At 62.3% G+C, this 20,177-nt stretch carries 29 protein-coding genes; 9 read left to right on the plus strand and 20 right to left on the minus strand.

Going from position 1 to position 20,177, the window contains the following annotated elements; genetic code table 11:
- Positions 1-206, minus strand: a 206-nt coding sequence (locus KBY58_RS06930; protein ID WP_255003600.1) for a hypothetical protein, incomplete at its 3' end; no start/stop codon positions are given.
- Between the two features lie 162 nt (positions 207-368).
- Between KBY58_RS06930 and KBY58_RS06935 the strand changes: the two genes are divergently transcribed.
- The gene (locus KBY58_RS06935) at positions 369-665 is read left to right on the plus strand and encodes a nucleotidyltransferase family protein (protein WP_255003601.1); all 297 of its coding nucleotides are present in this window, start codon (positions 369-371) and stop codon (positions 663-665) included.
- Between the two features lie 40 nt (positions 666-705).
- On the plus strand, positions 706-1,014 hold the full coding sequence (locus KBY58_RS06940; RefSeq protein WP_255003602.1) for a DUF86 domain-containing protein: 309 nt from the start codon (positions 706-708) through the stop codon (positions 1,012-1,014).
- A gap of 38 nt (positions 1,015-1,052) precedes the next feature.
- Here the strand turns inward: KBY58_RS06940 and KBY58_RS06945 are convergent, their stop codons facing one another.
- From KBY58_RS06945 to KBY58_RS06965, 5 genes are all read right to left on the minus strand, one after another.
- Positions 1,053-1,505 carry an NAD(P)-dependent oxidoreductase gene (locus KBY58_RS06945; protein ID WP_255003603.1) on the minus strand — a complete coding sequence of 151 codons (453 nt, stop codon included), beginning with the start codon at positions 1,503-1,505 and terminating at the stop codon, positions 1,053-1,055.
- A gap of 171 nt (positions 1,506-1,676) precedes the next feature.
- Positions 1,677-2,033, minus strand: coding sequence for a DUF86 domain-containing protein (locus tag KBY58_RS06950; protein ID WP_254933106.1), 357 nt, complete (start codon positions 2,031-2,033; stop codon positions 1,677-1,679).
- On the minus strand, positions 2,023-2,358 hold the full coding sequence (locus KBY58_RS06955) for a nucleotidyltransferase family protein (protein WP_254933105.1): 336 nt from the start codon (positions 2,356-2,358) through the stop codon (positions 2,023-2,025). Before KBY58_RS06955 ends, KBY58_RS06950 begins: the two co-directional genes overlap by 11 nt.
- A complete protein-coding gene (locus tag KBY58_RS06960) occupies positions 2,355-2,570 on the minus strand; it encodes a hypothetical protein (RefSeq protein WP_255003605.1) in 216 nt (71 codons plus the stop codon). The genes KBY58_RS06955 and KBY58_RS06960 overlap by 4 nt, the downstream gene beginning before the upstream one ends.
- 329 nt (positions 2,571-2,899) lie before the next feature.
- Entirely contained in the window at positions 2,900-3,571 is a 672-nt protein-coding gene (locus tag KBY58_RS06965) for a ParA family protein (protein ID WP_255003606.1), read from the minus strand.
- 74 nt (positions 3,572-3,645) lie between these two features.
- Between KBY58_RS06965 and KBY58_RS06970 the strand changes: the two genes are divergently transcribed.
- The 3 genes from KBY58_RS06970 to KBY58_RS06980 are packed head-to-tail and all read left to right on the plus strand — an operon-like array spanning position 3,646 to position 4,334.
- Positions 3,646-3,834 carry a hypothetical protein gene (locus tag KBY58_RS06970; protein WP_255003607.1) on the plus strand — a complete coding sequence of 63 codons (189 nt, stop codon included), beginning with the start codon at positions 3,646-3,648 and terminating at the stop codon, positions 3,832-3,834.
- A complete protein-coding gene (locus tag KBY58_RS06975) occupies positions 3,831-4,070 on the plus strand; it encodes a hypothetical protein (RefSeq protein ID WP_254933101.1) in 240 nt (79 codons plus the stop codon). The genes KBY58_RS06970 and KBY58_RS06975 overlap by 4 nt, the downstream gene beginning before the upstream one ends.
- Before the next feature lie 12 nt (positions 4,071-4,082).
- Positions 4,083-4,334, plus strand: coding sequence for a hypothetical protein (locus KBY58_RS06980; protein WP_255003608.1), 252 nt, complete (start codon positions 4,083-4,085; stop codon positions 4,332-4,334).
- On the opposite strand, the gene KBY58_RS06985 is transcribed toward KBY58_RS06980, so the two are convergent.
- The 6 genes from KBY58_RS06985 to KBY58_RS07010 form a co-directional block, all read right to left on the minus strand.
- Positions 4,322-4,615, minus strand: a complete 294-nt coding sequence (locus KBY58_RS06985; RefSeq protein WP_254933099.1) for a hypothetical protein — start codon at positions 4,613-4,615, stop codon at positions 4,322-4,324. The two genes, KBY58_RS06980 and KBY58_RS06985, sit on opposite strands and share 13 nt — an antisense overlap.
- Before the next feature lie 127 nt (positions 4,616-4,742).
- A complete protein-coding gene (locus KBY58_RS06990; RefSeq protein WP_255003609.1) occupies positions 4,743-5,372 on the minus strand; it encodes a 2OG-Fe(II) oxygenase in 630 nt (209 codons plus the stop codon).
- 233 nt (positions 5,373-5,605) lie between these two features.
- Positions 5,606-5,968 carry a hypothetical protein gene (locus tag KBY58_RS06995; protein ID WP_255003610.1) on the minus strand — a complete coding sequence of 121 codons (363 nt, stop codon included), beginning with the start codon at positions 5,966-5,968 and terminating at the stop codon, positions 5,606-5,608.
- Positions 5,965-6,213 carry a hypothetical protein gene (locus KBY58_RS07000; RefSeq protein WP_254933096.1) on the minus strand — a complete coding sequence of 83 codons (249 nt, stop codon included), beginning with the start codon at positions 6,211-6,213 and terminating at the stop codon, positions 5,965-5,967. Before KBY58_RS07000 ends, KBY58_RS06995 begins: the two co-directional genes overlap by 4 nt.
- Positions 6,210-6,845, minus strand: coding sequence for a DUF4335 domain-containing protein (locus KBY58_RS07005; protein WP_255003611.1), 636 nt, complete (start codon positions 6,843-6,845; stop codon positions 6,210-6,212). Before KBY58_RS07005 ends, KBY58_RS07000 begins: the two co-directional genes overlap by 4 nt.
- 53 nt (positions 6,846-6,898) lie before the next feature.
- Positions 6,899-7,456 (minus strand): DUF3038 domain-containing protein, encoded by a 558-nt coding sequence (locus tag KBY58_RS07010; RefSeq protein ID WP_255003612.1) that lies wholly within the window; start codon positions 7,454-7,456, stop codon positions 6,899-6,901.
- A 41-nt stretch (positions 7,457-7,497) separates the two neighbouring features.
- Between KBY58_RS07010 and KBY58_RS07015 the strand changes: the two genes are divergently transcribed.
- The gene (locus tag KBY58_RS07015; protein ID WP_254933977.1) at positions 7,498-8,049 is read left to right on the plus strand and encodes an adenine phosphoribosyltransferase; all 552 of its coding nucleotides are present in this window, start codon (positions 7,498-7,500) and stop codon (positions 8,047-8,049) included.
- Here the strand turns inward: KBY58_RS07015 and KBY58_RS07020 are convergent.
- The 5 genes from KBY58_RS07020 to dapB form a co-directional block, all read right to left on the minus strand.
- Entirely contained in the window at positions 8,046-8,261 is a 216-nt protein-coding gene (locus KBY58_RS07020; protein WP_255003613.1) for a DUF2949 domain-containing protein, read from the minus strand. The genes KBY58_RS07015 and KBY58_RS07020 overlap by 4 nt on opposite strands.
- Positions 8,255-9,406 (minus strand): FAD-dependent monooxygenase, encoded by a 1,152-nt coding sequence (locus tag KBY58_RS07025; protein ID WP_255003615.1) that lies wholly within the window; start codon positions 9,404-9,406, stop codon positions 8,255-8,257. The genes KBY58_RS07020 and KBY58_RS07025 overlap by 7 nt, the downstream gene beginning before the upstream one ends.
- A gap of 10 nt (positions 9,407-9,416) precedes the next feature.
- Positions 9,417-9,662 (minus strand): high light inducible protein, encoded by a 246-nt coding sequence (locus KBY58_RS07030; protein ID WP_254933091.1) that lies wholly within the window; start codon positions 9,660-9,662, stop codon positions 9,417-9,419.
- Between the two features lie 72 nt (positions 9,663-9,734).
- Positions 9,735-10,385, minus strand: a complete 651-nt coding sequence (locus KBY58_RS07035; RefSeq protein WP_255003617.1) for a hypothetical protein — start codon at positions 10,383-10,385, stop codon at positions 9,735-9,737.
- Complete coding sequence (dapB, locus tag KBY58_RS07040) at positions 10,385-11,260, minus strand: 4-hydroxy-tetrahydrodipicolinate reductase (RefSeq protein ID WP_255003618.1); 876 nt, start codon at positions 11,258-11,260, stop codon at positions 10,385-10,387. Before dapB ends, KBY58_RS07035 begins: the two co-directional genes overlap by 1 nt.
- 98 nt (positions 11,261-11,358) lie before the next feature.
- On the opposite strand from dapB, the gene KBY58_RS07045 reads away from it, so the two are divergent.
- Together KBY58_RS07045 and KBY58_RS07050 are read left to right on the plus strand one after the other, a co-directional pair.
- A complete protein-coding gene (locus tag KBY58_RS07045) occupies positions 11,359-15,372 on the plus strand; it encodes a magnesium chelatase subunit H (RefSeq protein WP_255003619.1) in 4,014 nt (1,337 codons plus the stop codon).
- 24 nt (positions 15,373-15,396) lie between these two features.
- Entirely contained in the window at positions 15,397-16,617 is a 1,221-nt protein-coding gene (locus KBY58_RS07050; protein WP_255003621.1) for a cation:proton antiporter, read from the plus strand.
- On the opposite strand, the gene folP is transcribed toward KBY58_RS07050, so the two are convergent.
- Genes folP through KBY58_RS07065 form a run of 3 tightly spaced genes read right to left on the minus strand, consistent with a single transcriptional unit; the run spans position 16,607 to position 18,400 of the window.
- The gene (folP, locus tag KBY58_RS07055) at positions 16,607-17,449 is read right to left on the minus strand and encodes a dihydropteroate synthase (RefSeq protein ID WP_255003622.1); all 843 of its coding nucleotides are present in this window, start codon (positions 17,447-17,449) and stop codon (positions 16,607-16,609) included. The genes KBY58_RS07050 and folP overlap by 11 nt on opposite strands.
- Positions 17,449-18,177, minus strand: coding sequence for a triose-phosphate isomerase (gene tpiA / locus KBY58_RS07060; RefSeq protein ID WP_254933085.1), 729 nt, complete (start codon positions 18,175-18,177; stop codon positions 17,449-17,451). The genes folP and tpiA overlap by 1 nt, the downstream gene beginning before the upstream one ends.
- A gap of 28 nt (positions 18,178-18,205) precedes the next feature.
- Positions 18,206-18,400, minus strand: coding sequence for an RNA-binding S4 domain-containing protein (locus KBY58_RS07065; RefSeq protein WP_255003623.1), 195 nt, complete (start codon positions 18,398-18,400; stop codon positions 18,206-18,208).
- A gap of 30 nt (positions 18,401-18,430) precedes the next feature.
- On the opposite strand from KBY58_RS07065, the gene KBY58_RS07070 reads away from it, so the two are divergent.
- Positions 18,431-20,170 (plus strand): ABC transporter ATP-binding protein, encoded by a 1,740-nt coding sequence (locus KBY58_RS07070; protein ID WP_255003625.1) that lies wholly within the window; start codon positions 18,431-18,433, stop codon positions 20,168-20,170.
- Positions 20,171-20,177: the final 7 nt, after the last annotated feature.

The following is a 20,177-nucleotide window of genomic DNA, read 5'->3' on the forward strand; positions in this document are numbered from 1 at the left end:
ACCAAGCCACCGCTAATGGCCAGGAACACCAGGGTCTGCAGCATTAGCAGCAAGATCCCTACGGCGGAGCCAGTAACGATCTGCACCCTGGCCTTGATCAGCAGGGTCAACAGCAGCAGCACGGAGGCCTTAAGGGAAAGCACCTTGGCCGTGGTGAACGGAAAAAACGGATTTAAAAACACAAACAAACCCTCACTTTCACCCATGCTGGCGCATTGATCGGGCAGCGGCGGCTCGCCACCGGATTAAGTGCACCACCTGCCGGTAATGGCGCTGGGGCAAAGCCGTGATCAGGGGCTTGAGGGTCCCTGGCTGCAAGAACATCCACCCTGCCTACAGTTCACTAGAGATTCTCGCCAGGCATTGCAATGGCTGAAAGCACCCAACAGTTGCTCAGTTGCATCCGCGAGCACAGTTCGCAGATGCGAGAGCTGTTCGGTGTGCGCCGGCTGCGGCTGTTTGGCTCGTGGGCGCGTGGTTCCGCTGGGCCGGAGAGTGATGTGGACGTGCTGGTGGAATTCGAGGTAGTTGCCAGCGCCAAATGCTTTTTTGGCTTGCAGTTTTTTCTGGAAGACCTCCTCGATAGTCCAGTGGACCTGGTGAGCGAAAAGGCTCTGCGCCAAGAGCTGCGCCCCATGGTGGAAGCCGAAGCCATCACCATCTGAGCAGCGCCCACCAAGAGCCTGGCTGCTCTACCTCCAAGACATGGAGGGATTTGCCTCCCGTGCCATCAGTTACTGCGCTGGGCTCAGCCAGAACGACTTCGAGGGCAATCCCCTTGTTCAGGATGCTGTTCTGAGGAATATCGAGTTAATCGGAGAAGCAGCCACCCGAATACCGCCTGAGGTACGGGAGTCAAATCCGGGAATTGCCTGGCGGCAAATCGTGGCCATGCGCAATCAGTTGATCCATGGCTATCTGGGAATTGATTTGGAGATCGTTTGGGATGTGGTGACGGTGGAGCTACCGGCTTTGCTTGAGCAATGCCAGAAGCTGCGCCGGGAGCGGCATTAGCTGGGCCTGCTGACCTGCCCCCACCGGCCCCAGGTGGCTTACACGAGCGCCCACAACCTCGAGCACGGGACGGGCCCGCTCCAGATCGGCCGGGTCACCGGGGCATCCAAATAGGCCACCCCCAGATCGGCCAGCCGCATCGCCTGCGATTGGCTAGTGGCCGGGGCGATTGTGGAGAAGTCGATCACCAGGCTGCCGGGGCGTAGGCCAGCGCTGGGAGGATCCCGCTGTGGATCGCTCTGGGGAGAAAACAGCACCGCCTCAGCTGCCGCGTCGTCGCTCACGCAGAGACAGAACAGCTCGGCCGTCGCTGAAGTTGTCGCTGGACTGGTCGCCAGCAGCGCCCCCTTTGCCACCAGGGGTTGCTCGGGGCCCGTGGTGCGGTTGTACACAGTTAACGGAAATCCTGCCGCCAAAAGGTTCGAGGCCATCGGCGCCCCCAGGGCACCGAGACCGATCCAGCCCAGGGGCGGCCTCTCAGATCCGGTCACACGTTTACGCCAGGTTGAACGGGGTTAGCCAAGCAGCTCGGCATTAGTTCATCCATCTAGATCGCTGAGCAGCTGGGTGCATTGGGTCAGAAGTGCGGGAAGCACCGCTTCCAGGCGCAGTGCAGACGGGCCGGTTGAGCTGCTCATAGCGCCAGGCCTATCTGGTATGGATCAACTCTCCTCACGTTGCAGGCTGTCAATCAATGCACAACAGGTGGCACACAATGATGAGAGAGATTTTTGAATGACGCCCCAAACAAGTGCATCATCAACCCTGTCGTATTCATGGGCGAGCTTATTGCGAAAGCCGATGATTCTCACAGCCTGATCAATGCGGGCAAAAACGTCACTGTCGACCCGAGAAAGATTGTTGAGAGCTTCGCCAATGGTGATGAACTCCCTCTCAACGGCAGCACGGATTAGACGGCTATTGCAGTAGTCATCGAAACTTATACCCTCGACCGCGTCGGCAATGGCGTCTGCAGATTCGACGACAGCCATGAGCAGCACCCTGGAATCACGCCGCATAGAGCAACTGCTTAGAGGCGTCGATGTCGGCCTGCACGATGGGATTGCGCCTGGCTGTTGCCATGACCAGATCAACAGCAGTGCCAAGGCTGCCTGTGAGCTGTTCTTCAAGCCCGAAGTAGGCATCGACAAGCTCGGTTGGTTCTAGCGGTTGGAATTCCACCAGCAGGTCGATGTCGCTCTGCCCTGGGCGGTAGTCGGGGCGCAGCATCGAACCAAATAAATAGAGCCGTGAAACTTGGTGTTGGCTGCAGGCTGCAGTAATGACAGCGAGTTGGGGCTTGGTGAGCGGGAGCGCTCCCATGTCTTGATCGTGCTGGCTCATAACCCCAACCCCATTTTCTCGGTCTTGCTTGGCACAGTCTGGCCCGCCTGGCCCATTTTCGGTAGCCGCGCCAAGCCATCTCGGATCTCGGCTTCGTTCATGGCCGTGATCGCCACGTCATCTGGATCGACAGCATTGGCCAAGACCAGCACCTGTGGATTTGGGATGGGTCGCATCAACTCTGAGATCACGTTGGTGTCGAGCACGATCACTCCGCAGAAACCCCATCTGCTGCATCAAAAACGGCCGGCATTGCCAAGGACCGGCGGCGGTCTGGTAACTCCAACTCAACTCCTCCCAGCTGGGCAAAGTGCGATCGGATGCGGCTTCCCAGCCCCCGGCATCTTCCTCCATGGAGTGGCCATTGGTCTTTGGGTATTCCCCTAAAAGCTGATCCAGCCTTGGGCCATGGCCCACTGCAGACCAACCGTGCCGATCAGGGCACCCACCAGGCCTCCAGCAAAAGCAAGAATTCCAATCGGTGTGCCAACGGCCTGACTAGCTGGGGCCTGACTGGCTGGGGCGACAGGTGTAGGCGGACCTAGGCGCTCAGCGGCAGCGGACTGATGCTCCTGCTGGCGACGGACAAGGGCTTCGAAATCAGGCATTCAATTTCCTCGGCTATGGATTGATAGGCCGACCAACCGGCCATGCGTCGAGGGTCTGCCCGACCCCGGTCATCGGTAGCTGAAAAAACAGGTATCCCCTGGCTTTCAGCCTTGTCGAAGGCAGCCAAAAGCGGCACCTCCGCCGCCAAAACCGTCAGGCCAAATGCTTCCAATGCGGCCCTTGCCTCCTGGGCAGCGCGCTGTTGCCGCACATCCACCTTCACCAACACAACCGCATGGGGCACATCAACCCTGCGGAGCAACTGGGCCAATTCAACGGTCAACTCCACGGCCCGGGCCTTCGGTGAAGTGGGAAGCAGCACCAGATCCGAGCCCACCGCCAAATGCCGCAGCTCCTCTTCATCGCTACTGGCCTGGCCGTCTGTGATCACCACATCGGCAGAACGGGTCGCCTTTGCAGCCGCCTCCACTGGCACCACCACAAAGGGCAGCTCACCGCGGATGCCATAGGCCAAAGCTGAGCGATTGCGGTCGGCATCGACAACGCAGACCGAACGCCCCCTCTCAGCCCAAACAGTGGCCAAGTGGATGCTGGTGCAGGTCTTGGCGACCCCTCCCTTCTGACCAGAGACGGTGATGAACACCGCAAATCAACAACTTCGGGGAAGATAGTCGGATCAGGCCTGATTTTTCTGTAAATACGGTCACGCCCCTAGCCATGAAGCCAGAAAGGATCGAGAAGTTAGGGCGATTTGCCCTTAGGGGCCTGCGGATTGGCGCCAGCACCTTCTCGATCATTGAATTGCTGAGCTCAAACTGGAGCACCGGTATATGCTCGGGCCTGGCATGGCTGATCTTTGTCCAGGTGGAACGCAGACTCGGACCGCCAGCGGAAGAGACCCCATGAAATCCAAATCCTGGCAATCACGCCTAGCCACCACAGCTGCCTTGACCCTGCTCTGCACTGGCTGTGGCAGCAAAAGCGTGGGCCTCGATGAGCGCTGCGCCGACCTGGCAAACCTGGGCTATGGCAATCCTGCTGGCATCGAAGCGTTGCTGAAGGCCGCCAATCAACCAACAACCGGCTCCCCAGCCAGCCAACGCCAGCGGGCCATGGCCCTATGCGTCAGGATTGCCGGCTAAGCCCCAAAGAGCATGCTGCTTCTCGCCCTTGTGCTGGTGGCATCCACGCCAGCCCCAGTGATCTCGCCACCAGCCGCAGTGAGCTCACCAGCCGCAAACCAGGGCCAAAGCCAGGGGCTAGATATAAGCATCGACGACCTCGCTGGACCCGCAGGCCCAGGCCCCATCAAGCCCAAGCACCATGGCTGGGAGGTGGAACCGGGCTGGGGCTGGGGCCCAAGCTGGGGTGGCATCGACGATGGCTTTCCAGACTATTTCTTCTGAGCAATCACCCTTAGCTGGTTAATTGGGTGTTCGGCAGATTTACGCAACAGCTCCCTTTCGAGCATGGTGATCCGCATTTCCCGCAGACAATACTTGCAGCCGCCGGTGGTCTGAAGATGCTTTTCAGGCGTAATGGAAATCTGCTTAACAGGATGGATATTGCACTTTATTTTAACCGGTGATTTATAACTTCTATAGACTATTTCACCATAGTCGTAGTGATCGCCAAAGCGCGAAATGGCACGCTCTAAAAATAATTCATGGCTAATTGGATTGCCCATGGACCCATGCCCAGCAGAAACGCCTTAGCCCCCGGAGGGAACCGGACCATAGCGGGGAAGCATCGAGGCCGGCAGGTGGGAATGCCTTTTGTTACACACCAGCCTTTGGTTACACACCAGTCTTTTACTACTGGCTGACCTGGCCGAGCCGTTGCACATAGCCATCCAATGAACCCACATTGATCCAGCCGGTGGCGATCAGCTTGGTGTGCTCCTGGCTGACCCGGCCCCGGTGCACGTGCGACATGCCCGCCGGGAAAATCGCCATCTGGCCCTGCACCGCCTCCACATGGTGGTTCTGCCAAAGGAATTCGGTGCCCCCATTCTCCAGCGAATTGCAGTAAAGAATCCAGGCCAGCACCCGCCGAATCGGTTCGGTCGCATCGTCGGCGGTGGTCCAGTCGCAGTGCCAATTTTTAAAACCTTCCCCCGGTTTATAGCGCTGCAGATTGAAGATTGGATTTACAAAAAGCGAGCGCTCAGGGCAAACCTGCAGGAACTCCCGCCGCTCGGCCAAGTACTGCTTTAGGCAACGGGAAACCGCCAACATGATCGCGTCGCTTAGACCATGGGCCTCCGGGTCGCTGCGATCCAGCCACACCAGGGAGATGTCGGTGGAGACCTTGTCTGGGTTGGTCACGCCGCCACCAAAGCTGGCCCCGGAGGTGTGTAGGTCGCTGCGCAATTCAAAAAAATCGGCTACCCGCTGGCCCAATGCCGCCAGATCGGGGTCTTGATAGGTGGCAATCAGTTGCATGATCCACGCCGGGGCTAGCCCAGGCAGCCGGGATGGTTCAACCTAGTCAGCCATCCAACCCCCTTCCATGGTTCCCGAGAACCCCAGCCGTCCGCCCTGGCTGAACTGGTTGTTTCTATTGATCTTTCTCTGGAGCAGCTACCAGTTGGCCGGCTTCTGGTTCGAAAAGCTGCAGGGATAGGCATTGGCTACAAAAAACTGCCAAGCAATTTGGCAATCAATCACTCCCCAATTTATTTACGGGGCGGAAGGAAAGCCCTGACAACTCGCACTATCCCAGCCACCACCAGTACCAGGGCCCCCACGGCCACGGCCACCAGCAACACCACCGCTGCCACCTCGAGGATTCCCAGGCCAAACAACTGAATGCCGCGGATCACATTGGCCAGGGCCTTACTGAGCAACAGCAAGGTGTCGAAGCGCTGGGGAAGCTGCATCAGGGCCGCCACTAAACCCCCACCAACCGCCGCCAGCAGCAGACCCGAGCCAGCTCGCCTCCAGGGGGGATTGGGGCGGCGCTGATTAAAAACCCTGCGCTCCCCCTTGCCGGCCCTTGCCGTTCGCTTTTTGTTGCGGGGCAAGGGAGAGCGGGTCATGTCTCAAGGCTGTAGCCAGCACCGCGCATCCAGCGTTCAAATTCAATCAATACAAGCTCGTTGGGGCACTCAATCAACGACAAATCCCCAACCGTGCAATCGCCCTGGCCGCCGTGGTGCAGGGAAATATGGAAGCCATCTCCGCTCAGGCCGCACACCTCCGGATCACTGCGCACCACCACCCCCAGGTTGGCGCCCAGGCCTGCAACGCGAATGCGCAGTTGGGACCAACTCATCACTGTCATTCTTTAAGTGTGGGCAGGGAGGCAAAAACGTCAAGGCCTGGGGCGCCTGCCGGGGCCGCCGACTGTTTGGGCTGGGGCTGCTTGGGCTGGGGCAGCATTAGGCCAAGCGCCGCAGCCAGGGCCAGCACCACCGCACCCCCGATCGGGGCCGCCAGCCGTTGGGGCAACGGGGTGCGCCCAAGTACCTCCCTGGCCTTGAGGGGCAGGGGGGGCGCAATCTCAAGTTGAACCAGCACCCGGGGGTCGAGATGCACCTCATCGAGCACCCTGACCAAATCGGCCAATTCGGCATCGTCTAGCTGGAGCTCCAGCGGCGGCACATCGCTCTGGCTACTGCGCAGTTGCAGAAGGTGGCCGCTTCCGCCAGCAGCGGGACCCACCGCCACCGGCTGGGAGTTGTCGCCAAAGGGCCGGGCGATGCCACTGACCAAATGGCGGGCGTAGGGCAGCACCACCTGCATCATCGCCACCAGGTGCTCCTTGCGGCCCTCCAGCTCAGGCCGACCAGCCCATTCCAGGCTCCAGCCCGTGATGATGCCCAGGCTGTCTGCCCCCTGGTTGGCCGACACATCGGGCAGTCCCTCCAGCCTTAGGCGACAACTGACCTGGTCGTAGCGAAGGGTTTGCTTCATGGTTGCTGAGCTCTGGGGCGGGTATGGGGGGAAATCCTGTTTGTCATGGCCAGCTAGGCGGCCGCATCCAGCAGGCTGGCCTTAAGGCGATCAAAACCCCCGGCCCCCGATCCCAGGGCCAGGGCCTGAATCAGCTGGCGGCACTGGGCCATGCCCTGCTCCCGATTCAGCAGCTTTTGCACCCCACCACGGCGCAGATTCATCCGTTCGCGCACCAATTCGGATAGCCGTTCATGGAAGATCTCCCAGCGCTGGGCCAGGAGCTCGGGCGCTTCAGCCTGGGAAAGCAGGCTGCGCACCAGCGGATAGAGGCGGTCGGCCATGCCACAGAGGATGCGAATCAGGGCATCGCTTTCGGTGCTGTTGAGCACGCCGCGGCGGGTGTTGCGGCGCAGGGGGTTATGGCAACGGCTTTTCCAGAGCTCGACCCGGTTGGGGAAGAGATCCTGAAAGCCCAGATGCTCGCTCATCCACACCAGGGCCTCACCGCCGTTGTAATCAAGGGCTTCCAGGCTGAGCAGCAACAGATCGAGACGCTCCAGCCCGCGCCGAGATAGGGCTCGGCGAGATAGATCTTGGGCAGTTTGCGGAGCCAAGTAGTCGTGGGGCATGGCTGCGATGATGCCAGCAATTGAGCCCCAGCGTCACGCCCATGGCCATTCCGGTATCCGTTGCACGGACTGAGCTGGATCTGCGCCAACTGGTGCGAGATGTGCCCGACTTCCCCAAGCCAGGCATTTTGTTCAGGGATCTCACGCCTCTGATGCGCCATCCCGAGGGCTGGCAGGAGGTGATTCGTCAGCTTTCAGAGCTCTGCGACCAGCTCCAACCCGACCTAATCGTGGGCATCGAAGCCAGGGGCTTCATCGTTGGCACGGCCCTGGCCACTGCCGTGCGCCTGGGCTTTGTACCGGTACGTAAACCAGGCAAATTGCCCGGCGCCGTCACCGGCGTGGACTACGCCCTCGAATACGGCTCCGATCGCCTGGAGATCAGTAGCGACGCCCTCAGTGGTGGTGAAAAAGTGCTGGTCGTCGATGACCTCCTGGCTACCGGCGGCACGGCCGCCGCCTGCGCCGAGCTGGTGACAGCCGCAGGGGGCTCCCTATGTGGCTTTGGCTTTGTGGCCGAGTTGGCTGCCCTGGATGGGCGCAGCAAATTGCCCGCCGGCAAACCAGTCACCTCCCTGCTGATCTACAGCTAAGGGGAGGCCTCGGCCTGCCAGCTGAGCACCTGCCCAAACTGGTCCAGGCTGATCAAGCCAAACCGCCAAAGCACCACCGGCAAGGGGGCCTGCTCCAGCTGCGACTGCTTGAGCCCCAGGGCCAGGGCGCCCTCGCTCAAGCCGATTTGATGGTTTAGGTAGCGCACCAACTCGGCGGCAGGTGGGGGCTGGGGAGAGCTGCTGATCACCATCGCAACTGACAGGGGCCATGGGTCATTGCCCCCAGGCTCAACCGCCGCAGGGGCGCCAGCCGCGCCATGGCAGCCAGGGCCAGGCGCCGTAGGGGCAAGAGCAAATTAGAGCGATTTGAAAACAGCCGCACTAATAAATCTGTGGCGATCAAGGTGAGCAGCAGATCCGGCCAACGGCGCAGGGCATAGGCAGAAGCCAGCCTTTGCACCGGGAGCCTGCCAGCGGCAACACGCCTGGCCTGGCGATGCAGTTCGGCCACATCCCGCCAGCAGAGGTTGAGGCCCTGGCCCCCGACGGGATGGCAGCGATGGCCGCTTTCCCCCACCAGTACGCAGTTTCCCCGGTGCAGGCGGTGGGCCAGTTGCCAGGCCACGGGGAAGGCCCGGGGCGAATCAAACAGGGCATCGGGCTGGAAACGATCCGGCAGGGCTGAGGCCAGGGCGTCCAGGAAGCCCCCATCACTGAGGCTCTCCAGCTGGCGGCATCGAGCCGCCGGGGCGCTCCAAACCGCCTGCACCTTTCCACCACCCAGGGGCAGCAGGGCAAAGGGTCCCTCGGGCCGAAGCAACTCCCAGGCCTGGTCTGCTTCGCTGCCGCGCAGGCCCACCAGGGCTGATAAACAATTCTGGCGATAGCTCCACTGCCATTGGCCGATCCCGAGCCCTTCCCTGGTGGGCGAGTGGGGGCCATCAGCAGCCACAAGCAAATCAGGTTCAGCCTGCAAATCAGCCACCTCACTACCCAAGGAAGGGGTGATGGCTGGATGGCAGGCAAGTTGATCGAACAAGACCTCCATCAAGGGACCGTGCTGGGCGATCCAACCGAGGGCCGCACCGGGTTGCTGGGCAAGGCGGCGCCCTAGATCAGGCAATTCGAAAGTGACCTGGGCACTGGCGCCCAAGTCTTGTAATTCCAGGTGCCTAAAAGGCACCATCACGGCCTCGAGCTGGGTCCAGAGGCCCAGATATTCCAGTAACCGCCGGCTCGAATGGCTAAAGGCGTAGGCCCTGCTGCGGTCCAGCAAGCGGGCCCGATCTAATGGGTCAGAAATGGCCACTAGCCAGCCGGCATCAGCCAGGGCTAAAGCAGCCAGGGCACCGGTCGGGCCGGCGCCCCTAACTAAGGCTTGAAAAGGTTGAACCAAGGTTCAATTTTCAGCCGATACCTAGCAGACCGCGGGTGAAAGATTCACCGCCAAGGGCGAATTCAGTTGCGAGCAGGGCGATAAAGCCGAGCATTGCCATGCGGCCATTGAGCTTTTCAGCGCGCTCGTGGAAACCCCAGCTGCTCTCAGCAGCCACCACTTCCATGCGGGGCTCGGCAGCAAAGGCGTTGAGGCGGCCGCCGTCTTCGGTGGTCACCTGGGCTCCGCGGATCACGGCGGGGGTGGATTGGGTCACTGGAACCTCGTAACGGGTTGTGACGAAATTGTAACGCAATATTGCGGAAACCACAACAAGTTGCCCATCAGCTCAGCGCAGCCGCCGCAAGCAGAGCTCCTCAAAGGCAGGCTTCAGCAGGAAGGGGTACTCGCCAACCCAGAGCTTCAACTGGGGCAGCCAGGCATCAGTGAGGGCCCCCACCCGGGAAAAATCATTGCGCTCACTTAAAACCAGCACCCTCACCAGCATCCCCTTGCGCAGCACTTTGTGCTTCTTGTTGTCGAAGGGGAAGCGCACCTTGCCCAGGTAGCCCTCCTCGTCCTCCAGCTCCAGGGTGAGCCAGGCACGGCGGTTTTCCACCAACTCCAGCCGCCCCTGTTTATTGGCCTGCTCCCTTCGCTCCTCCACCACATCGGTGGTGTACATGTCGCCGATCTCACCCTCAAAAATCGCCGCCGCCGGATAGCGGCGCAGGGTGGCGTTTTTCTGGCCCGCCTCCAGGATTGGTCCCCAGAGCAAGTAGAGGGCGAACACCACGCCCACCACCAAAAAGGCCGAGCCGAATTGGCTAGAGAAGAGCAGGGTCTGGCTAATCAACAGGGTTATAACCGCGCCGATCACCGAAATCAAGACCCGCTGCAGCACCTTTTCCGGATTACCCGTACAGGCATTGAATTGCGGCCCCGTAGCCACTGCCGGAATCAGCCTGGACAACTCACCTGGGCGCAGGGGAATCAGCATCAGATCAGCCGCTCCAGGCCATACACCAACCCGCCCAGACTGCGCACCTTGCGCACCGTGAGCAATACCCCGGGCATGTAGGCCGAGCGTTCAATCGTGTCGTGGCGCAGGGTATACGTCTCACCGGGGGCACCGAACATCACCTCCTGGTGGGCCACCAGACCCGGCAACCGCAGCGAATGGAGCCTCAGGCCGCTCTCCCGCTGGCCGCCGCGGCAACACGCCAGGGATTCGTGCTCCTCCACCTGCAGGGGGTTGAAGCCCTTGCCCAGCTCCTCCATCAGCTCGGCTGTCTTGATGCAGGTGCCACTCGGAGCATCGGCCTTGCGGTTGTGGTGTAGTTCCGTCAGCTCGGCGAAGTCGTAGAAGCGGGCCGCCGCCGCCGCCGCCTGCTGCAGCAGCACCATGCCCACCGAGAAATTGGGAATCACGGCGCCCCCAACCCCAGATTTTTCGGCAAAGGCGGCCAAATCAGCCAACTGCTGGGGGCCGAGACCCGTGGTGCCAATCACCGGATGCACCCCATAGGCAATCGCCGACCGGGTGTGCTCATAAACCACCTTCGGGTGGGTGAAATCCACCAGCACTGCCCCGCCGCCGGGCCCGCTTTGACGCACCGCTTGGCTGGCCTGACAAAGGCATCCCTCCAGGTCGGCGGTGACGGCCACCTCCAGCTCACCAAGCCCCAGCTCCAAACCCAGATCTGCACCCTCCTTGCCGGGGGTGGTGTCAACCGCCCCCACCAGGCTGCAATCGGCCGACTGCAGCACCGCCTTCACCGCCTCAGCGCCCATGCGACCGAGGGCACCTGCCACCACAACTGGAATGGGCGCCGGCCTGGATTGGGGGTCGCTAGCTGGGGAAAGGCCGGCCATCAAGGATTAACCATTGCTGTTGAGCCTATGGGGACCACGCCCCGTGAAGCCTTAAAGCTTCGTAAGCTCATCCGAACAAGAAAAGCCCGTCAGCGCTGATGTTCACGCAGGTCCGCTCCTCCAACCGCCGGGTCAGCCCGGCCGAAGTGAATGGCCGATCTGTGATGAAGGCCGTCTATGTGGTGCTTGAACCCCAGTACCAAAACGCCCTCACCCAGGCGGCCACCTCCCTCAATGATCAAAACGGACCCCTGGCCATTGAGCTCAGCGGCTACCTAATCGAGGAACTGCGCGATCCACAGAACTACGCCGATTTCTGCGCCGATGTGGCCGCAGCGGACGTGTTCATCGCCTCGCTGATCTTCATCGAAGACCTGGCCCAGAAGGTGGTGGAAGCAGTAGCGCCCCACCGCGACAGGCTCAAGGCGGCAGTGGTGTTCCCCTCGATGCCGGAGGTGATGCGCCTCAACAAGCTCGGCACCTTCTCCATGGCCCAGTTGGGCCAGAGCAAGAGCGCCATTGCCAGCTTCATGAAAAAGCGCAAGGAGGCCGGTGGTGCCGGCTTCCAAGACGCGATGTTGAAGCTGCTCAACACCCTGCCCACGGTGTTGAAGTATCTGCCGGTGGAAAAGGCCCAGGACGCCCGCTCCTTCATGCTCAGCTTCCAGTACTGGCTGGGCGGCACCCCGGACAACCTCCGGAATTTCCTGCTGATGCTGGCCGATAAATATGTCTTCCCCAGGGTTGGCAGCGGCGAAGGCAGCAACCGGGCGGCCGTTGAGGTAGCAGAGCCGGTCGTGTTTCCCGATCTAGGTATCTGGCATCCCCTGGCCCCGGGGATGTTTGAGGATCTCAAGGAATACCTCAACTGGAACTCCAGCCGCAGCGACCTCTCCGAGAAGGCGCGCAGGGGTCCGGTGATCGGCCTTGTGTTGCAGCGCAGCCACATCGTCACCGGCGATGAGGCCCACTACGTAGCAATCATTCAGGAGCTGGAATATCGGGGCGCCACGGTTATTCCGGTGTTCTGCGGTGGCCTCGACTTCACCAAACCGGTAAACGCCTTCTTCAAAGATCCCCTCAACCCCGACCAACCCCTGGTGGATGGGGTTGTCAGCCTCACCGGTTTTGCCCTGGTGGGCGGCCCAGCCCGCCAGGACCACCCCAAGGCGATCGAGGTGCTCAAGAGCCTCAACCGCCCCTACATGGTGGCCCTACCGCTGGTGTTCCAAACAACCCAGGAATGGGAAGAGAGCGACCTCGGTTTGCACCCCGTGCAGGTGGCCCTCCAAATCGCCATCCCCGAGCTCGATGGCGCCATCGAACCGATCGTGCTCAGTGGCCGCGACGACGCCACGGGCAAGGCCCATACCCTCCAGGACCGGGTCGAAGCCATTGCCGAGCGGGCCATTCGCTGGGCATCCCTGCGCATCAAGCCCCGCGCTGAAAAGAAGCTGGCCATCACCGTCTTCAGCTTCCCCCCAGACAAGGGCAACGTCGGCACGGCCGCCTACCTGGATGTGTTCGGCTCCATCTACCAGCTGCTGCAGGGAATGGAGGCAAAGGGCTACGCCATTAAGGACATGCCCGCCAACTCCAAGGAGCTAATGGAGGCCGTGCTCAGCGATCCTGGGGCCCTCGAGGGCGCTCCCGAGCTGGCGATTGCCCACCGCATGGGCGTCGAGGAATACGAGCGCCTGACCCCCTACTCCAAACGGCTGGAGGAGAACTGGGGCAAGCCCCCAGGCAACCTCAACTCCGATGGCACCAACCTGCTGATCTACGGCCGCCACTTCGGCAACGTGTTTGTGGGGGTGCAGCCGACCTTCGGCTACGAAGGCGACCCAATGCGGCTGCTCTATTCACGCAGCGCCAGCCCGCACCACGGTTTTGCCGCCTACTACACCTATCTGGAGAAGGTCTGGGGCGCCGACGCGGTGCTGCACTTCGGCACCCACGGCTCCCTGGAGTTCATGCCTGGCAAGCAGATGGGCATGAGCGAAACCTGCTACCCCGATTCCCTGATCGGAGCCCTGCCCAACCTCTATTACTACGCCGCCAACAACCCCTCCGAGGCCACCATCGCCAAGCGGCGGGGCTATGCCTCAACCATCAGCTACCTGACGCCCCCCGCGGAAAATGCTGGCCTCTACAAGGGCCTTAAGGAGCTGGGGGAACTGGTGGGTTCCTACCAACAACTGCGTGAAAGCAGCCGGGGCGTACAGATCGTCAATGCGGTCGTGGAAACGGCCCGCCAGTGCAACCTCGACAAGGACGTAACCCTGCCCGAGGTCGATGCTTCTGAGCTCGACCTAGACGGCCGCGACTCCGTGATCGGAGCGGTGTACCGGCAGTTGATGGAGATTGAAAGCCGGCTGCTGCCCTGCGGCCTGCACACCATCGGCAAACCCCCCACCGCCGAAGAGGCGATCGCCACCCTGGTGAGCATCGCCGCCCTGGAGCGCCAGGAAGAGGGTTATCGCTGTCTGCCCGGCCTGCTGGCCGAGAGCCTGGGCCGCAGCATCGACGACATCTACAAGGGCAACGACCGCGGCGTGCTCGCCGACGTGGAGCTGAACCGCACCATCACCGAAGCCAGCCGCAGCGCCGTGGGTGCCATGGTTCGGGCCGTGACCGGCGCCGATGGCCGCGTATACCTGGGCAAGCGCATGGGCCTGCTCAGGGCGCTGTTCGAACGCCTCGGCTTCAAGCGGAAGTCGGCCTGGTTTGGCGCCTGCCGCAAAGCCGGCTTCCCGGCGGTCGACCAGGTCGAGCTCGACAACTTGTTTGGGTACCTGCGCTTTTGCCTGGAGCAAATCTGCGCCGACATGGAGATGGAGAGCCTGCTGCGGGCCCTCGACGGCGAATACGTGTTGCCTGGCCCTGGCGGTGACCCGATTCGCAACCCCGGGGTGCTTCCCAGCGGCAAAAACATCCACGCCCTCGACCCCCAATCCATTCCCACCAGAGCTGCCATCGCCGCCGCGAAAGTGGTGGTTGATCGCCTGATTGAGCGCCAAAAGGCCGAGCAGGGCACCTGGCCAGAAACAATCGCCTGCGTGCTTTGGGGCACCGACAACATCAAGACCTACGGCGAATCCCTGGCCCAGATCCTTTGGTTCATCGGCGTGCGGCCCGTGCCCGATTCCCTCGGCCGGGTCAACAAACTTGAACTGCTCTCCCTTGAGGAGCTGGGCCGGCCCCGCATCGATGTCGTGGTCAACTGCTCGGGGGTATTCCGCGACCTGTTCATCAACCAAATGGCCCTGATCGACCAGGGCGTGAAGATGGCCGCAGAAGCGGATGAGCCCCTGGAGCTCAACTTCGTGCGTAAGCACAGCCAGGAGCAGGCAGAAGCCCAGGGCATCTCCCTGCGGGACGCGGCCACCCGGGTCTTCTCCAATGCCAGCGGCAGCTATTCATCAAACGTGAATCTGGCGGTTGAAAACAGCACCTGGGAAGAGGAAAATGAACTGCAGGAGATGTATCTCTCCCGCAAAACATTTGCCTTTAATGCCGACAATCCTGGCGAAATGAACCAGAATCGCGAAGTGTTCGAATCGGCCATGAAAACCGCCGATGTGACCTTCCAAAACCTGGATTCTGCCGAAATTTCCCTCACCGATGTGAGCCACTATTTCGACTCCGATCCCACCAAGTTGATTGCTGGCCTCCGCGAAGACGGCAAGGCTCCCACCAGCTACATCGCCGACACCACCACCGCCAACGCCCAGGTGCGCTCCTTGAGCGAAACCATTCGCCTCGATTCCCGCACCAAGCTGCTCAACCCCAAGTGGTACGAGGGCATGCTCAACTCCGGCTACGAGGGGGTGCGTGAGGTGGCCAAGCGGCTCAATTTCACCCTGGGCTGGAGTGCCACCAGCGGCGCCGTCGACAACTTTGTCTACGAGGAAGCCAACGAAACCTTCATCAACGACCCGGAGATGCGCAAGCGGCTGATGGAGCTCAACCCCCACAGCTTCCGCCGCATCGTTGGCACCTTGCTGGAGGTAAACGGCCGGGGCTATTGGGAGACCTCCGACGAGAACATTGCCCAACTTCAGGAGATCTATCAGGAAATTGAAGATCGCATCGAAGGTGTCACTAGGTAGGTCTTGGCCGTAGCCGTCTCACCCTTGGCAACGTCGCTGGTGGCCGTTGCCTTAATAGTTGTGGTCGCCCAACTTTTGGGCGAGCTAGCCCAGCGCTGGCAGCAACCCCGGGTGATCGGCGAGATCGTCGGCGGAATTGTGCTGGGACCCAGCCTGCTGGGCGCCGTGGCCCCAGACCTAGAGGCCCATCTTTTTACCCCTGAGGTGCGCAGCCAGCTGGACCTGTTGGGTCAGCTGGGGCTGGTGTTGTTCATGTTTTTGATTGGCCTGGAGCTAAATCCCAAGCTCCTGCAGGGCCGGATCCCCCTGGCCAGCCGGATCACCAGCGTGGGTGTGCTGCTGCCCCTGGGGCTGGGGGTCTGCCTGGCGATGGGATTTGAGCAGTGGCAACCCCAGCTGCTGCCTGGCGACCGGGCCCTCAGTGGCGCCCTGTTCATGGGCACCGCCATGGCAATCACCGCCTTCCCGGTGCTGGCAAGGATCCTCAAGGAGCGGGGGCTGATGAACCAGCCCCTCGGGGCCCTGGCAATCACCGCAGCGGCCCTCGAGGACGTGGTGAGCTGGGTGTTGCTGGCGGTGGTGGTGGCCATAGCCCGCTCCAGCTCCTGGGCCGGCGTACTGCTGCCCCTGGTCGGCACCGCCGCCTGGAGCTGGTTGCTGCTGGTGGGCCTGCGGCCGCTGAGACGCTGGCTCGAGCACCGCTACCGCCAGGGCCACCAGCTGGGCCCCCTGCTGCAAACCAGCCTGTTTGGCGGGGCCCTATTCAGCGCCGCGGTGACGGAATGGATCGGTGTTCACGCCATCTTTGGGGCCTTCCTCTGGGGCCTGGCCATGCCCCGCTATGAACCGCTGCGGCGGCGCCTTGAATTGCGCCTGGAGGCCGTGGTCCTCCAGCTGCTGCTGCCCCTGTTTTTTGCAATTAGCGGCCTGAGCACCAGGATCGGCAGCCTCAATTCAGGCCCGCTTTGGACAGCCGCCCTGCTGGTGCTGCTGCTGGCCGTGCTGGGCAAGTTTTTAGGGGCATGGGCCATGGCCCGGCTCAGTGGCATCGAAGCCAGGGAAGCCCAGGCCCTGGGCTGGTTGATGAATACCCGCGGCCTCACCGAATTGGTGATCCTCAATGTGGGCCTGGGGCTGGGGGTGATCAGCACCGAGCTATTCACGATGGGGGTGCTGATGGCCCTGGTCACCACCGTCATGACGGGCCCCCTACTCAGCAGGCTGGGCTACGGCCCTACGGTATAGGACCCGCAGAACTAGGGCCCTTGAGGGCATCGGCCATCCGGGCGATCTGCACGATCGGCCCCACATCGTGCACCCGCAGGATCCGGGCACCCTTGCCAATCACCTGGGAGCAGACGGCTGCCGTGCCCCAGAGGCGGGCCTGGGGGCGGGCTTGGTTGAGCACATCGCCGATAAAACGCTTGCGGGAGGGGCCCACCAACAGGGGGAATCCCTCCGCCACCAGCAGCTCCAGGCGCCGCAGCAATTCCAGGTTGGCGTCGGTGCCCTTGGCGAAACCAAGGCCAGGATCCCAGATCAGGGCAGCCTCTGCAATCCCCGCTGCCAGGGCCTCGTCGGTGGCAGCGCGCAAAGCATCCCGCACCTCAACCACCACATCCCCGTAAACCCCAAGCTGGTCCATCGAACTGGCCGTCCCCCGGCTGTGCATCAACACATAGGCACAGCCGGCCTCGGCCACCACAGCCAACATCGCCGGATCCCGGCGGCCACTGGCGCCCCGCACGTCGTTTATCCAGTTGGCGCCCCCGGCCAGGGCTTTTTCAGCAACCGCCGCCGAAAAGGTATCGACCGACAGCAGGGCCTGGGGATGGGCGCCGCGGATCGCCCCCAGGGGGCCTGCCAGCCGTTGCCACTCCTGCTCGGCATCGAGTTCCACGGCGCCGGGCCGGGTGCTTTGGGCGCCCAGGTCGAGCAGGTCGGCGCCCTGGCCCAGCAGGCGTCCAGCCTGTTTCAAGGCGGCGACGGGCGATTCAAAGCGGCCGCCATCACTGAAGGAGTCGGGGGTGAGGTTGAGCACCCCCATCACGGCAGTGCGCTCACCCCAGGGGAACATCAGCGCCCGTAGTTGGCGATGCGCCCAAAGCCAACCGGATCAAGGGAGGCTCCACCCACCAGCACCCCGTCGATGTCGCTTTGGGCCATCAGGTCGTCGATGGTGGCGGGGGTGACCGAACCTCCGTATTGCACCACCACCTCCGGGTTACCAACCCAGCCACGGATCAGGCCACAAATCCGATTTGCCTCCTCTGCCGCACAGGTCTTGCCGGTGCCAATCGCCCAGATCGGCTCATAGGCCACGATCAACCTTTTGGCATCCACGGCGTGGAGTCCCTGCTCGATTTGGCGGTGGATCACCCTTTCGGTTTCACTGGCCTCGCGCTGGTCCAGGCTCTCGCCCACGCAAAGGATCGGGATCAAACCGTGCCTCTGGGCCGTGCGGGCCCGCAGGTTGATCTGCTCGTCCGATTCGCTGTAGTACTTGCGGGGTTCGCTGTGGCCCACGATCGCGTGGCTGACGCCGTGTTCCACGAGCATCGGGGCTGAAATCATGCCGGTATAGGCGCCCTTCTCCTCCCAGTGGACGTTTTGGCCGGCTACCGCCACCCCGGCCCCATCCAAATGGCGCGAGAGGGTGGGAATGGAGGTAAAGGGGGGAGCGATCACCACCTGCCGATCGTCGGGCAGGTCGGCAATCAAAGGGCGGAAGGTGGCAGCAAAAACCCGCGTCTCAGCGCAGGTCATGTGCATCTTCCAGTTGCCCGCAATGACAGCCTTGCGCACTGGAACTCCTCAGTCGTATTGGGGCAACTTAATGGTCGGCGGGAATCGGGGTCACCAGCAGCTCCCGTCCATCGATCTCTACTGCGTCTCCGAGGCGTAGCTGGCGACCGCGCCGGGTATCGATTGAGCCATTGACCCGCACGTCGCCCCGCTGGATTCGCAACTTGGCTTCCCCACCGGTGCTAACCAGGCCCTGGAGCTTCAGAAATTGATCAAGTTTCAAGGCCAGAGCAGCGCTGATAGCGTTTCGGGCATGCTCGCATCCCCAACGGCCGGCTTTGGCAGCCTGCTGCCGCTGTTGAAGCCCCATCGGCGTCGACTTGCCGCTGGCGGGGTCTGCATGCTGATCTTTGTGGCCTGCTGGCCCCTGCTGGCCTGGCTGGCTGGCCAACTGATCCCGGCGATCGGGGCGGGCGATCTGGACACCGTGGCCCGCTGCATTGGCCTGGCATTGGCGGTGTTTTTGCTGCAAAAGGCCGCCCAATTTGGCCAGGACATCCTCCTGGCCGGGCCCGCCCTACGGGTGAGTCAGGAGCTGCGGCGCAGCCTGTTTGCCCGGCTGCAAACCCTCCAATTTGGGGCCCTTGAAAAGCTTTCCGCCGGCGATCTCACCTACCGGCTCACGGAAGACGCCGACCGGGTCGGGGAGGTGATCTACAAGACGATCCAGGACACCACCCCCAGCGCCCTGCAGCTGGTGGTGGTGCTGGGTTACATGGTGTGGCTGGATTGGCCCCTGGCCCTGGCCACCCTGCTGCTGGCCCCGCTGGTGGCCCTGCTGGTGAGCAGCTTTGGCGCCCGGGTGATGGGGGCAGCCGAGCGCAGCCAGAAGCAGGTGAGCGAACTGGCCGGCCTCCTGGGGGAAGCAATCAACTGCCTGCCCCTAGTTAGGGCCTTTGCCGCCGAACCCTGGCTGCAAAAACGCTTCGATACGGAAATCAACCTGCACCGCCAGGCCCGCTATCGCACCTTGAAACTGCTGGCCCTCCAGCATCCGGTGGTGGGATTTTTAGAAGCGGCCGGCATCCTCAGCGTGCTGTTGATTGGGGCCTGGCGGATTCAGGCCCAGGGCCTAAACAGCCAGGGCTTCAGCAGCTATGTGGCGGCCCTGTTGATGCTGATCGATCCAATTGCCCACCTAACCACCAACTTCAATGAGCTCAAACAGGGCCAAGCATCCCTAAATAGGCTCAGGGCCATCGAAGCAGAGCCCGTAGAGCCCCCCGACAGGGCCAATCCAGAAGCCTTGGGGGCGGTGCGCGGGGAGCTGCTTCTGGAGGGGGTGTCCTTTGGCTACGAGCCCAGCCAGCCCGTCCTGAGGGGTGTGGACCTGAAGGTGGAGCCGGGCCAGCTGGTGGCACTGGTGGGTCCATCCGGAGCGGGCAAGAGCACCCTGTTTTCTCTGCTGCTGCGCTTCAACACCGCCCAACGGGGCCAGGTGCGGATCGATGGCCATGATTTGGCCTGCCTGCGGGCACGGGAGCTGCGCCAGGCGGTGGCCCTGGTGCCCCAACAGAGCAGTGTGTTTTCAGGCACGGTGGCGGAGGCCATTGCCTTTGGCCGGCCCGCCAGCGCCGCAGAAATTCGCCAGGCAGCCCAGCTGGCCAACGCCTCAGGCTTCATCGAAGCCCTGCCCCAGGGCTATGCCAGCAGGATTGAGGAGCGGGGCCTCAATTTTTCAGGGGGCCAACTGCAGCGCCTGGCCATAGCTAGAGCCGTGCTTGGTAACCCGGGGGTACTGCTGTTGGATGAGGCCACCAGCGCCCTGGATGCGGAGGCAGAAGAGGCGGTGCAAATGGGGCTGAAACAGGCGATGGCCGGCCGCACGGTGCTGGTGATCGCCCACCGTTTGGCCACGGTTCAGCAGGCCGACCAAATCCTGGTTCTCGAGCGCGGCACGATTGTGGAGCGGGGTAACCACCGGCAGCTGATGGCCGCCGGTGGCCGCTACCGGGAGCTGTGTGAGCGCCAATTCATCCATCTACAAAACTGATCCCCTG

The organism is Cyanobium sp. HWJ4-Hawea (genome assembly GCF_024345815.1).
Lineage (GTDB): Bacteria > Cyanobacteriota > Cyanobacteriia > PCC-6307 > Cyanobiaceae > Cyanobium_A.